14 protein-coding genes are annotated in these 13,212 nt (G+C 43.4%); 11 read left to right on the top strand and 3 right to left on the bottom strand.

The features are described from left to right. Positions 1-88 precede the first annotated feature (88 nt). From ADH92_RS02255 to ADH92_RS02240, 4 genes are all read left to right on the top strand, one after another. Positions 89-1,996 carry an ABC-F family ATP-binding cassette domain-containing protein gene (locus ADH92_RS02255; RefSeq protein WP_049496706.1) on the top strand — a complete coding sequence of 636 codons (1,908 nt, stop codon included), beginning with the start codon at positions 89-91 and terminating at the stop codon, positions 1,994-1,996. Continuing rightward, complete coding sequence (locus tag ADH92_RS02250; RefSeq protein ID WP_049496702.1) at positions 1,997-2,869, top strand: XRE/MutR family transcriptional regulator; 873 nt, start codon at positions 1,997-1,999, stop codon at positions 2,867-2,869. 25 nt (positions 2,870-2,894) lie between these two features. Further along, complete coding sequence (locus ADH92_RS02245; RefSeq protein ID WP_049496697.1) at positions 2,895-4,073, top strand: MFS transporter; 1,179 nt, start codon at positions 2,895-2,897, stop codon at positions 4,071-4,073. A 110-nt stretch (positions 4,074-4,183) separates the two neighbouring features. Next, complete coding sequence (locus ADH92_RS02240; protein WP_049496694.1) at positions 4,184-5,371, top strand: MFS transporter; 1,188 nt, start codon at positions 4,184-4,186, stop codon at positions 5,369-5,371. 23 nt (positions 5,372-5,394) lie between these two features. Here the strand turns inward: ADH92_RS02240 and ADH92_RS02235 are convergent, their stop codons facing one another. Genes ADH92_RS02235 through murT form a run of 3 tightly spaced genes read right to left on the bottom strand, consistent with a single transcriptional unit; the run spans position 5,395 to position 7,821 of the window. Further along, positions 5,395-5,679, bottom strand: coding sequence for a LapA family protein (locus ADH92_RS02235; protein WP_049496690.1), 285 nt, complete (start codon positions 5,677-5,679; stop codon positions 5,395-5,397). A 10-nt stretch (positions 5,680-5,689) separates the two neighbouring features. Then, the gene (gatD, locus tag ADH92_RS02230) at positions 5,690-6,478 is read right to left on the bottom strand and encodes a lipid II isoglutaminyl synthase subunit GatD (protein WP_049496688.1); all 789 of its coding nucleotides are present in this window, start codon (positions 6,476-6,478) and stop codon (positions 5,690-5,692) included. Beyond that, positions 6,478-7,821 carry a lipid II isoglutaminyl synthase subunit MurT gene (murT, locus tag ADH92_RS02225; protein ID WP_049490563.1) on the bottom strand — a complete coding sequence of 448 codons (1,344 nt, stop codon included), beginning with the start codon at positions 7,819-7,821 and terminating at the stop codon, positions 6,478-6,480. Before murT ends, gatD begins: the two co-directional genes overlap by 1 nt. A 103-nt stretch (positions 7,822-7,924) precedes the next feature. On the opposite strand from murT, the gene cdaA reads away from it, so the two are divergent. The 7 genes from cdaA (at position 7,925) to ADH92_RS02195 (ending at position 13,210) form a co-directional block, all read left to right on the top strand. Continuing rightward, a complete protein-coding gene (gene cdaA / locus ADH92_RS02220) occupies positions 7,925-8,773 on the top strand; it encodes a diadenylate cyclase CdaA (protein ID WP_049490565.1) in 849 nt (282 codons plus the stop codon). After that, the gene (locus ADH92_RS02215) at positions 8,770-9,519 is read left to right on the top strand and encodes a CdaR family protein (RefSeq protein WP_003006499.1); all 750 of its coding nucleotides are present in this window, start codon (positions 8,770-8,772) and stop codon (positions 9,517-9,519) included. Before cdaA ends, ADH92_RS02215 begins: the two co-directional genes overlap by 4 nt. A gap of 21 nt (positions 9,520-9,540) precedes the next feature. Then, positions 9,541-10,890 carry a phosphoglucosamine mutase gene (gene glmM / locus ADH92_RS02210; protein ID WP_003006502.1) on the top strand — a complete coding sequence of 450 codons (1,350 nt, stop codon included), beginning with the start codon at positions 9,541-9,543 and terminating at the stop codon, positions 10,888-10,890. A 223-nt stretch (positions 10,891-11,113) separates the two neighbouring features. After that, a complete protein-coding gene (locus tag ADH92_RS10380; protein ID WP_003011566.1) occupies positions 11,114-11,245 on the top strand; it encodes a DUF4044 domain-containing protein in 132 nt (43 codons plus the stop codon). A 33-nt stretch (positions 11,246-11,278) separates the two neighbouring features. Then, on the top strand, positions 11,279-12,592 hold the full coding sequence (obgE, locus tag ADH92_RS02205; RefSeq protein ID WP_023917726.1) for a GTPase ObgE: 1,314 nt from the start codon (positions 11,279-11,281) through the stop codon (positions 12,590-12,592). Between the two features lie 51 nt (positions 12,593-12,643). Then, entirely contained in the window at positions 12,644-12,808 is a 165-nt protein-coding gene (locus ADH92_RS10815) for a hypothetical protein (RefSeq protein WP_003006512.1), read from the top strand. Positions 12,809-12,826: 18 nt separating this feature from the next. Beyond that, positions 12,827-13,210 (top strand): RidA family protein, encoded by a 384-nt coding sequence (locus ADH92_RS02195; protein WP_003006514.1) that lies wholly within the window; start codon positions 12,827-12,829, stop codon positions 13,208-13,210. Positions 13,211-13,212 lie beyond the last annotated feature (2 nt).

The raw sequence follows: 13,212 nt of genomic DNA, 5'->3' as shown, positions 1-13,212 counted from the left end.
TAAAAGTTCTGGGCCTCAAGGGGCTCGGGATTTTTTTGATGCTTCGTCTTCCCTTGTTTAATCCGTAAAAAGATAGTAAAATAGGGACATGATTATTTTACAAGCTAACAAAATTGAACGCTCTTTTGCAGGGGAGGTTCTTTTTGATAATATCAGCCTGCAAGTGGATGAACGGGACCGGATTGCCCTGGTCGGAAAGAACGGAGCTGGCAAGTCCACGCTCTTGAAAATCTTGGTCGGAGAAGAAGAGCCGACTTCTGGGGAAATCAATAAAAAGCGGGACCTTTCCCTCTCCTATCTAGCTCAGGATAGCCGCTTTGAGTCGTCCAATACCATCTACGATGAGATGCTTCATGTCTTTGACGATCTCCGTAAGACGGAGAAAAGTTTGCGGCAGATGGAGCTTGAGATGGGGGAAAAAACTGGGGCTGACTTGGACAAACTTATGCAGGATTATGACCGTCTATCTGAAGAATTCCGTCAAGCTGGTGGCTTCACCTATGAGGCAGATATCCGTGCTATTCTAAACGGCTTCAAGTTTGATGAGTCCATGTGGCAGATGAAGATTGAAGAGTTATCTGGTGGGCAAAATACCCGTCTAGCCCTGGCCAAGATGCTCTTGGAAAAGCCAAATCTCTTGGTACTGGACGAGCCGACCAACCACTTGGATATTGAGACCATTGCCTGGTTGGAAAACTATCTGGTCAATTATAGTGGGGCCCTTCTCATTGTCAGTCACGACCGCTATTTCCTAGATAAGGTCGCAACCATTACTTTGGACTTGACCAAGCATTCTTTAGATCGCTATGTCGGCAATTACTCCAGTTTTGTGGAGCAAAAAGAACAAAAATTGCTGACCGAAGCCAAGAACTACGAGAAGCAACAAAAAGAAATTGCAGCGCTCGAAGACTTTGTTAATCGCAATTTGGTGCGGGCCTCAACCACCAAGCGGGCCCAGTCTCGTCGCAAGCAGTTGGAAAAAATGGAGCGCCTAGACGAGCCCGAAGCTGGGACCAAGTCTGCCCATATGACCTTCCATTCTGATAAGATCTCTGGCAATGTCGTTTTGACAGTAGAAGAGGCGGCCGTTGGCTATGATGATCAAATCCTGTCCGAGCCGATCAATCTGGATATCCGTAAGATGAATGCGGTCGCTATTGTCGGACCAAATGGGATCGGGAAATCTACTCTTATCAAGTCTATTGTCGGGCAGATTCCTTTCATCAAGGGGGAAGCCCGTTTTGGGGCCAATGTCGAGGTGGGCTACTATGACCAGACCCAAAGTAAACTAACCCCTCACAATAGTGTCTTGGATGAGCTCTGGAATGACTTTAAACTGACACCAGAAGTAGAAATTCGCAATCGACTAGGAGCCTTCCTTTTCTCAGGGGACGATGTCAAGAAAACCGTCGGCATGCTGTCGGGAGGAGAGCGGGCGCGCCTACTCTTGGCCAAGCTGTCCATGGAAAACAACAATTTCTTGATTCTCGATGAACCGACCAACCACTTGGACATCGATAGCAAGGAAGTACTGGAAAATGCCTTGATTGATTTTGATGGGACCCTGCTCTTTGTCAGCCACGACCGCTACTTTATCAATCGGGTAGCGACCCAAGTCTTAGAACTCTCAGAAGAGGGCTCGACCCTTTATCTGGGAGACTATGATTATTATTTGGAGAAAAAAGCAGAGTTAGAGGCCCTTGCTGCAGCGCAAGCAGAAGCTGAGCCCGCTTCTTCAACGGAAGAAGTCACTAGCAATGACTATCACTTGCAAAAACAAAATCAAAAGGAACTCCGTAAAATCACCCGTCGCATTGAGCAATTGGAAGCAGAGATGGAAGAGCTAGATCAGAAAATCCAAGACATCACCGAAACCATGCATAGCACCAATGATGCAGCCGACTTAGTTCAACTCCAGAGTGACCTGGACCAACTGACTGTCCAGCAGGAAGCGGTCATGGAAGAGTGGGCAGAACTGTCAGAGCAGGTGGAATAGATGGAAGATTTAGGCAAAGTTTTTCGTGAATTTCGAATCAGTAAAAATTATTCGTTAAAAGAAGCTGCAGGAGAAGCCTGCTCGACCTCCCAGTTATCCCGCTTTGAATTGGGGGAGTCGGATCTGGCTACGTCGCGCTTCTTTGAAATTTTGGACAATATCCATGTGACGATTGAGAATTTTATGGATAAGGCTAGGAATTTTCAACACCATGAGCATGTCGCCTTGATGGCTCAGATTATTCCTCTTTACTATGCAAATGATATTGCTGGTTTTCAAAGGCTTCAAGGAGAACAACTGGAAAAGGCTACAAGTTCGACCAATCCCCTCTATTTTGAATTGAACTGGATTTTGTTACAAGGGCTGATTTGCCAGAGAGATGCCAGCTACACGATGAAGCAACGTGATCTGGAAAAGGTGGCGGATTATCTCTTTCAAACGGAAGAATGGACCATGTATGAGTTGATCCTTTTTGGCAATCTTTATAGCTTTTATGATGTGGATTATGTCACTCGGCTTGGTAGAGAAGTGATGGAGCGGGAAGATTTCTACAAGGAAATTGGTCGCCATCGAAAACTGGTCTTGATTCTAGCTCTGAATTGTTACCAGCATTGTTTAGAACACCGTTCTTTTGAAAGTGCTAGTTATTTTGAAGCCTCTGTGGAAAAGATTATCGGCAAGAGCATCAAACTCTACGAGCGCAATGTCTTTCATTACCTCAAGGGATTTGCCCTCTATCAGAAGGGGCTAGAGAAAGAAGGGAATCAGCAAATGCAAGAGGCTATGCATATTTTTGATGTGCTAGGTCTCCCAGAGCAGGTAGCTTACTATCAAGAACACTTTGATAAATTTGTAATAGATGAATGTTCCTAAATAGGAGAGAGATAAAGGAGATTTTATGAACCGACATGCGGTCCAATTAATTAGTCGTGGAGCGATTACCAAAATTGGAAATATGCTCTATGATTATGGGAATAGTGTCTGGCTGGCCTCGATGGGAACTATAGGAAAGACGGTATTAGGAATCTATCAGATTTCTGAGTTAGTGATAGGGATCCTCGTGAATCCTTTTGGAGGGGTGATTTCAGACCGTTTTTCTCGTCGCAAGATTTTGATGACGACCGACTTGGTGTGTGGTCTCCTGTGTTTGGCGATTTCTTTTATCAGAAATGATCGTTGGATGATTGGGGCTCTGATTGTTACCAATATTGTTCAGGCCATTGCCTTTGGTTTTTCTCGACCTGCCAATAAAGCCATTATTACAGAAGTTGTAGAGAAAGAAGAGATTGTAACCTATAATGCGCACTTGGAGCTGGTCTTACAAGTTGTTAGTGTCAGTTCTCCCGTGTTTTCTTTCCTAGTTCTACAATTTGCCAGTCTCTATGCGACCCTCTTACTAGATGCCCTGACCTTTTTCATTGCCTTTGTCCTAGTGGCATTCCTTCCGAAAGAAGCAGCAAAGGTTCAAGAAAAGAAACAGTTTACGGGGAAAGATATTTTTTCTGATATCAAGGAGGGGTTAGACTATATCTGGCATCAGAAAGAGATTTTCTTTCTCTTGTTGGTGGCTTCCGGCGTTAATTTCTTTTTTGCGGCTTTTGAGTTTTTACTTCCATTTTCCAATCGACTCTACGGGGGCAAGGGGGCTTATGCGACCATCTTAACATTGGGAGCTATTGGATCTATTCTAGGAGCACTTGTTGCCAATAAAATTACATCAAGTATGAAAATTCTCCTGTTTTTACTTATCATGGCAGGTGTAGGAGTGTTCATAATGGGCTTGCCTCTTCCGACTTATCTTTCCTTTTCGGGAAATCTGGTCTGTGAATTTTTTGTGACCATTTTCGACATCCACGTTTTTACTCAAGTGCAAACCAAGGTGGAAGATGATTATCTAGGTAGAGCCTTGAGTACGATTTATACTTTGGCTGTTCTCTTTATGCCCATCGCCAAAGGTTTGATGACTTGGTTGCCAAGTGTCCGAGTAGAATCCTTTCTCCTGATTGGAGCTGGAGTTATTCTCTTTTCACTCTTGGCTCAGCTACTAGCTAAGCAGCTTCAATCAAAAGAACAGTAGATATCCTTTTATAAAATTGTAACTTATTGTTTTTCCCAAATAAGGGACAAAATAAAAACCTCTTTCATGAACTGATACAATAGTTTCAGAAAATGAAGGAGGTTTTTTTGATGAATCGATATGCAGTCCAATTAATTGCTCGTGGGGCGATCAATAGAATGGGAAATATGCTCTATGATTATGGGAACAGTGTCTGGCTGGCCTCGATGGGGACGGTGGGAAAGACGGTATTGGGGATCTATCAGATTTCTGAACTCGTCACCTCCATTCTAGTCAATCCATTTGGTGGCGTGATCTCAGACCGTTTTTCTCGTCGCAAGATTTTGATGACGACCGACCTGGTGTGTGGTCTCCTTTGTTTGGCGATTTCTTTTATCAGGAACGATCGTTGGATGATTGGAGCTTTGATCTTTGCTAATATTGTTCAGGCCATTGCCTTTGCATTTTCTCGTACGGCTAACAAAGCCATTATCACTGAGGTCGTAGAGAAGGACGAGATTGTGACCTATAATGCCCGCTTGGAGTTGGTCTTACAGGTTGTCGGTGTTAGCTCACCTGTGTTCTCTTTCCTTGTTTTACAATTTGCCAGTCTCCATGCGACCCTCTTACTGGATGCACTGACCTTTTTCATCGCCTTTGTCCTAGTGGCATTCCTTCCGAAAGAAGAAGCCAAAGTTCAAGAAAAGAAACGGTTCACAGGAAAAGATATTTTTTCGGACATCAAGGATGGACTGCACTATATCTGGCATCNGAAAGAAATTTTCTTTCTCCTCTTGGTGGCTTCCAGTGTCAATTTCTTCTTTGCAGCTTTTGAGTTTTTACTCCCATTTTCCAATCGGCTCTACGGGGTCAAGGGCGCTTATGCGACCATCTTAACCTTGGGGGCTATTGGCTCCATCATCGGAGCCTTGATTGCTAATAAATTTAAATCAAGCATGGAAATGCTTCTCTTCTTATTGATTTTAACAGGAGTAGGAGTATTCATGATGGGCTTGCCTCTTCCTCCTCTTCTATCCTTTTCTGGAAATTTAGTCTGTGAACTCTTTATGACGATTTTTAATATCCACTTTTTTACCCAAGTGCAAACAAAGGTGGAAAGAGACTATCTGGGCAGGGTATTAAGCACTATTTTTACCCTAGCCATTCTCTTTATGCCCATCGCTAAAGGCTTGATGACTTGGTTACCAAGTGTCCGAGTAGAATCGTTTCTCCTGATTGGAGCTGGAGTCATTCTCTTTTCACTCCTAGCTCAAGTAGTCGCCAAACAACTGCAAGCAAAAGAAAGTAAATCAGCATAAAAAAAGCACCGATCGGTGCTTTTTTAGTTGTTATCTTTTTCTTCTATTTTTACTTCTTTCTTTTCTTCCTCCAGTTGTTTTTGAGTGCTCTTGAGTTCTTTTTTTAGGGAGAAGCCCTTTGAAAAATTAACCAAGGTCATGACAAATGCACCCAAGAGGACACAGAGCAAGATCAGAATGATCAAGGGCAATTTAAATTGGACCAAGAGGAAATTCACAGTTACTGGTTGCATGTTTGCAAGGGAAATACCAGCAATCAATAAAATTAAAAGTAATAAAGCAATGTAGTGTAGATTATTTTTGTTCATCATTATCTCCTTATTGTTCAGTCGGTGCCTTGCTTTTCACATCAGCGTATTCTTCCGGCTGCTCTAGGCTTAGAATCTCCTCATAAGCCGGTAGGGAAAGGTCCTTGCCATATTTATTTTTTAAGGCAGTGCTCACTAGGCGATAGGCCAAATTGGCATTTCGGGACAAGATAGGACCGTGGAAGTAGCTGCCAAAGACATTTTTGTAATGAACCCCTTCGCCCCCATCTTCTTTGTTGTTCCCATTTCCATAGACAACCTTGCCCAGCGGTTTTTCATCCTCTGCCAAGAAGGTCCGACCTTGGTGGTTTTCAAAACCATAGTAGGTTTCATTGAACTCTTCGTTATGGATTTTGATGTCGCCAATGTAGCGATTGTTTTCTTGGTTGAGGGTATAATGCCCCATAATACCAAGGCCCTCAATGCGTTTGCCAGAAGCTTCAATGTAGTACTGGCCTAGAAGCTGAAAGCCACCACAGATAGCAAGGACCACACCATCTTCATCAATAAAGCGTGCAAGATCTTCTTTTTTATCTGGAAGATCTTCTGATACAATGGTCTGTTCGTAGTCTTGGCCTCCACCGAAAAAGGCGATATCATAGGCATCAGGGTCAAATCGGTCTTTGAGAGAGACGATATCCACTGTGACATGGGCTCCAAGTTTTTCCGCAACGTACTTGAGCATGAGGATATTCCCATTGTCTCCGTAGGTATTCATTAAGTTGCCGTAGAGATGGGCAATGCGCAGGCTGTAAGGATACTGTGCCTGATCAGAAGATTCTAGAGAAGTATAAGTCATTAGTGCATCTCCTTTTCAATCAGGTGTTCTTGGGCCAAGAGTTCACGGAACTCAAGCATGGCCGTATAAGTGGCTAAGATATAGGCGTGAGGGGTTTCCTGTTGCTGGATGCGTTGGAAGACCTCTTTTAATTCAGCCATTTCTGTGATCTTTTCAGCCGGATAGCCAGTGACCCGAAGTCGCCGAGCAATCTCAGAGTGGCGCACCCCACCAGCATTGATTTCTGGAATATCCATCTGGGTGATTTGCTCAAAATCTGCATCCCAAATCCAGCTGGTGTCGATTCCGTCTGCATAATTCGCATTAAGGAGGACTGATAAGCTAAAGGAATAAGGTGCTAGTTTGATCATTTCAATGGCTTGGGTCGCACCAACTGGATTCTTAATCAGAACCAAGGTACATTCCTTATCCCCAATCTTAAAGGTTTCCTGACGACCAAAGACAGCGCGACTGCGATCAAATCCTTGCTTAATCACTTCAGGTTGCACTCCAAAGAATCCAGCAACGGAAACAGCAGCTAAGGCATTGTAGATGTTGTAGAGACCGCCGATATTGATGTGGTAGTCTTGGCCTTGAATCCGAAATTGGGAAGAGCGCTGGGTTAAAGAGAGGAGGTCTGATACGGCATAAGTCAGAGGAGGTCTGTGGAAACCACAGTGCTCACAGATATAATCCCCAAGATTTGCATAGGTATTGAGCTTGTACTTGAGGATGTTGTGGCAATGCGGACAGAGGATTCCTTCCGTATTGTAATGAGCTAGTTGTGGCTCTGATTTGTCAGTATCAAATCCATAATATTGGATCGGATTGGATAAGGTCTGACTATTAAAGAGCGGACTATCACCATTTAACAAGACTGTTGCAGTTGGGACCTTGTGAATGGCATCCAAAATCATTTGGTAGGTCGTATAGATCTCTCCATAGCGGTCCATCTGGTCCCGGAAAATATTAGTGACCACAAAAAGGCTGGGCTTAATATAATCACAAATCCGAGAGAGGCTGGCCTCGTCAATTTCAAGTACCGCAATCGGTCGATTTGATTTCGAATGCTTAGCCCGTAAGAAGGTCGTTGTAATCCCAGAGATCATATTGGCCCCACTTGGATTGGTCAAAATAGGTCCAAAAGCTTCTTGGAGAATACCTACTGTTAGCGCAGTGGTCAGGGTTTTTCCATTTGTCCCTGTAATCACAACAATCTCATAGTTTTTTGCCAGTTGACTGAGAATATCTTTATCAAATTTGAGGGCTACTTTACCTGGTAGGGTTGATCCCCGCCCCATCTTTTCTAGAATAGAGCCGGAAAGCTTTCCTGCCAGAAGGCCCAAGGTTGTATTTATCTTCATAAATCATATTTTATCATAAAAAGCATCAGAAGGTTACAGAAAAATCTGTTGAAACGTGTTATAATAAGATGATGTCTTTTAGAGAAGTGGTAGGTATGAGAATATGAATATTCAACAGTTTTCAAATCCACAATTTTGGACCAGTTTGTTCCCGAATTGGTGGAGTGTTATTATCAATATCATCGATATTGCCCTGGTGGCTTGGTTGTTGTATTTTTTGATCAAGGCTATCGTCGGGACCAAAATCATGATTTTGGTGCGTGGGGTCATTATCTTTTTCTTGGCTCAATTTTTAGCCAATTTTTTGGGTTTAACGACTATTTCTTGGCTGATCAATCAAGTGATTACCTATGGGGTTATCGCGCTGGTTGTGATTTTCTCCCCTGAAATTCGGATTGGCTTAGAGCGTTTAGGTCGGGCGACAGAATTTTTTACGACGAGTGAAGTCAGTCAGGAAGAGAAAATGGTACAGGCCTATGTTAAGGCAGTGGCTTATATGAGCCCACGTAAGATTGGTGCTTTGGTAGCTATTCAAGGGGCCAGAACCCTTCAGGAATACATTTCTACAGGGATTCCACTAGATGCGGAAATTTCAGGAGAATTGCTGATTAATATCTTCATTCCTAATACTCCTTTGCACGATGGAGCGGTCATTGTCCGCAATGATAAAATTGCCGTTTCTTGTGCCTACCTGCCCTTGACGGAAAATACCGGAATTTCAAAAGAGTTTGGAACGCGTCACCGTGCAGCTATTGGCTTATCTGAAGTTTCTGATGCCTTTACCTTCGTGGTATCAGAAGAAACGGGCGGGATCTCTGTGACCTATAATGGAACTTTCCGACACGATTTAACTTTAGAAGAGTTTGAGGCAGAATTGAGATCCTTCTTGGTTCCTGAAGAGAATAAAACGAGTAGTTGGAAAGAGCGTCTATTTGGGAGGGTAACAAAATGAGATCGAAAAAAGAATTTCTTTATGTTTTCGCCTCCGTCTTATTGTCCTTTATCTTGTTTATCAATGCATCTTCCTTTAATTTTCAAAATAATAGTAGCGCTAGACAAGTGAGCTCAGAGACCTACACCAATACCTTGACCAATATTCCAATTGATGCCAAGTATAATGACAAGAAATATTTTGTCAGTGGATTGACATCTGAGGTAACAGTCTTTCTAAAGGGTTCAAACCGGGTCGCACTTGCAAGTGAGATGCAACCGGGAACTAGGAAGTTTCGCGTGGTAGCGGATCTTCGTAAGGTCAAGGAAGGTACCGTTGAAGTGCCGTTGATTGTGGAAGATCTTCCAGCTGGTTTGACAGCAACCGTAGAGCCTCAGAAAGTTTCTGTAAAAATCGGTAAGAAAGCGAAAAAATCGTTTGCAGTTAGAGCCACGATCCCGGATAATCAAATTGTGGATGGAATTACGGTAACGGATATTTCTCTTGAAAAAACTAAGGTGGAAGTGACGAGTGATCAAGAAACCTTAAGTCGTATTGATCATGTCCAAGCTGTCTTCCCATCCAGTGAGATCATCAGTGGAAATTATAGCGGAGCCATTTCCTTAAATGCAGTGGATGCTCAAGGAAATATTCTACCAGGCTTGGTTAATCCGAGTGAAACACGGATTCAAGTGACTACAAAGAGTAGCTCGTCTACGTCAAGCTCTAGCAGTTCGTCGTCGACCTCTTCCAGTTCAAGTAATTAGAAAGTAAAAAGGTAATCAAAAATGGGTAAATATTTTGGAACGGACGGTGTCCGTGGAGAAGCAAATGTAGAATTAACGCCAGAATTAGCCTTTAAGTTGGGTCGTTTCGGTGGTTATGTGTTGAGCCAACATGAAGAAGAAACACCTTTGGTATTTGTTGGACGTGATACGCGTATTTCTGGTGAAATGCTGGAGCATGCTTTGATCGCTGGCCTCTTATCAGTTGGGATTCGCGTTTATAAGTTGGGTGTGATTGCCACGCCAGGTGTTGCCTATCTGGTTCGTACGGAAAAAGCCAGCGCCGGCGTTATGATTTCTGCTAGCCACAATCCAGCCTTGGACAATGGAATCAAATTCTTTGGTGGTGATGGTTTCAAATTGGATGATGATCGCGAGCTTGAAATTGAAGCCTTGCTTGATGCCGCTGAAGATACCCTTCCACGTCCAAGTGCGCAAGGTTTAGGAACAGTCATGGAATATCCGGAAGGCTTGCGTAAGTATCAAGAATTCCTTGTATCGACAGGTGTCCAACTCGAGGGCATGCACGTGGTTTTGGATACAGCAAATGGTGCAGCCTCTACCAGTGCTCGTCAAATCTTTGCAGATTTAGGAGCTCAATTGACTGTCATCGGTGAAAACCCAGATGGTTTGAACATCAATGATGGGGTTGGCTCTACTCACCCAGAGCACTTGCAAGAGAAAGTGAAAGAAGTAGGCGCAGCGATTGGTCTTGCCTTTGACGGAGATAGTGATCGCTTGATTGCAGTGGATGAAAATGGAGAAATCGTAGACGGGGATAAGATCATGTACATCATCGGTTCGTATTTTTCAAGCAAGGGCTTGCTCGAAAAAAATACGATCGTTACAACCGTCATGTCCAATCTCGGTTTCCACAAGGCATTAGATGCGAAGGGGATTCAAAAAGAAATCACAGCTGTTGGAGACCGTTATGTGGTCGAAGAAATGCGCAAATCTGGGTATAACCTTGGTGGGGAACAGTCCGGTCATGTAGTCATCATGGATTACAACACGACTGGTGATGGTCAATTAACAGGCGTTCAATTAACCAAAATCATGCAAGAAACCGGCAAAAAATTGTCTGAATTAGCTGCAGAAGTAACCATTTACCCACAAAAGCTTGTCAATATCCGAGTTGAAAATAGCATGAAAGACAAGGCGATGGAAGTGCCTGCTATTCGTGAAATCATTGAAAAAATGGAAGCGGAAATGGCAGGAAATGGTCGTATCCTTGTGCGTCCAAGTGGAACCGAACCCCTCCTTCGTGTCATGGCAGAAGCACCAACCCATGAAGAAGTGGACTACTATGTGGATACCATTGCTGCAGTTGTCCAAGCAGAAATCGGACTTTAAAAATGAATGTGTCTAGGTGTGAGCTTTGTGTATTCAAAAGTCAGGGACCATTCTTATCGATCCTGCTTATGAGCGTTCGTATCTTTCGCTCAGAAAAAAACACTCCTAAAGATAAAAAGAGATCAGACTTCTGTCTGGTCTTTTTGTGTAGGCGCGATTTGAAAAATCCCCTATTTCGTGGTAAAATAGGGCTAATGAATTTATAGTAATCGAGGTATTAGAAGTGGCTTTTGGAGATAACGGAAAACGTAAAAAAACACCATTTGAAATGATCACGATGGTTGTCATTGTGATTATGTTGATTGTAACGGTTGGTGCAATCTTTGCAACCGCAATTGGTGCTCTTTCTTATTAAGACGCACACAGAAATAAAGGAAATCATCTATTTATGAGTATGTTTTTAGATACAGCCAAGATTAAGGTCAAGGCTGGAAATGGCGGCGATGGCATGGTGGCCTTTCGCCGTGAAAAATATGTCCCTAATGGCGGACCTTGGGGTGGTGATGGAGGTCGTGGAGGAAACGTCATCTTCGTAGTAGACGAAGGTTTGCGCACTCTGATGGACTTCCGTTATAACCGTCATTTCAAAGCCCAAAATGGGGAAAAAGGAATGACAAAAGGGATGCACGGACGGGGAGCAGAAGATCTCTATGTACGAGTCCCTCAAGGAACGACCGTCCGAGATGCTGAGACTGGCAAGGTCATTACAGACCTAGTTGAAAATGGACAAGAGTACATTGTCGCACACGGTGGCCGTGGAGGACGTGGAAATATTCGTTTTGCTACTCCAAAGAATCCAGCTCCAGAAATTTCTGAGAATGGGGAACCTGGTCAGGAACGCGAACTCGAATTAGAACTCAAGGTCTTGGCAGACGTTGGTTTGGTTGGCTTCCCTTCTGTTGGGAAATCTACCCTTCTTAGTGTCATCACTTCAGCCAAACCAAAGATTGGAGCTTATCATTTCACTACTATCGTTCCAAATTTGGGCATGGTTCGGACGCCATCAGGTGAATCCTTTGCAGTCGCAGACCTTCCTGGATTGATCGAAGGAGCTAGCCAAGGTGTTGGACTAGGAACCCAGTTCCTTCGTCACATCGAGCGCACCCGTGTTATCTTGCATGTTATTGATATGTCGGCGAGCGAAGGACGCGACCCTTATGAAGACTATGTTCAAATTAATAAAGAGCTTGAAACCTATAATCTTCGTTTGATGGAGCGGCCTCAGATTATTGTGGCAAATAAGATGGATATGCCAGAGAGCCAAGAAAACTTGAAAGAGTTCAAGAAGAAATTGGCAGCCAATTACGATGAGTTTGATGAACTGCCACAGATCTTCCCGATCTCTAGTTTGGCGCATCAAGGTTTGGACAACTTGTTAGAAGCAACGGCAGAATTGTTAGACAAAACGCCAGAATTCCTCTTGTATTCAGAAGACGAAATGGCCCAAGAAGAAGTCTACTATGGCTTTGATGAAGACCAGCCAGCCTTTGACATCAGTCGGGATGACGATGCCGCTTGGGTCTTGTCTGGTGAAAAACTTGAAAAACTCTTTAATATGACGAATTTCGATCGTGATGAAGCGGTCATGAAATTTGCTCGTCAATTGCGTGGCATGGGTGTTGATGAAGCTCTCCGTGCGCGTGGGGCAAAAGATGGCGATATCGTCCGGATCGGTAAATTTGAATTTGAGTTTGTAGATTAGGATAGATCCCCAGCGGATCAAGGATTCCAAATAAGAAGTGAGGCTTTTTCAGTGGGAGATAAACCAATATCTTTTCGAGATGAAAATGGAAATTTTGTTTCAGCAGCCGATGTTTGGAATGCTGAAAAACTAGAAGAACTCTTTAATACGCTAAATCCTAAGCGCAAATTGCGCTTACAAAGGGAAAAATTAGCAAAAGAAAACCAGCAGAAGTAAATAGACTTGGAGAATACTATGGCAAAAACAATTCATACAGATAAAGCACCCGCAGCAATTGGACCTTATGTTCAAGGGAAAATCGTAGGGAATCTTCTCTTCGCAAGCGGACAAGTTCCCTTGTCACCTGAAACAGGCGAAATCATTGGCGAAACCATCCAAGAACAAACAGAACAAGTCTTAAAGAACATTGGGGCTATTTTGGAAGAGGCTGGGACAGACTTTGACCACGTGGTGAAAACTACTTGTTTCTTAAGTGATATGAATGACTTTGTACCTTTTAATGAGGTCTATAAAACAGTCTTTACTACAGAGTTTCCAGCTCGATCTGCTGTTGAAGTAGCACGCCTGCCACGTGATGTGAAGGTTGAAATTGAAGTTATTGCGGAAATCAAAGCCTAATA

This window comes from Streptococcus parasanguinis (genome assembly GCF_001073155.1).
GTDB classification, from domain to species: domain Bacteria; phylum Bacillota; class Bacilli; order Lactobacillales; family Streptococcaceae; genus Streptococcus; species Streptococcus parasanguinis_D.
Note: the sequence above shows the minus strand (reverse complement) of the source record. Positions and strands in the feature narration are given on the sequence as shown.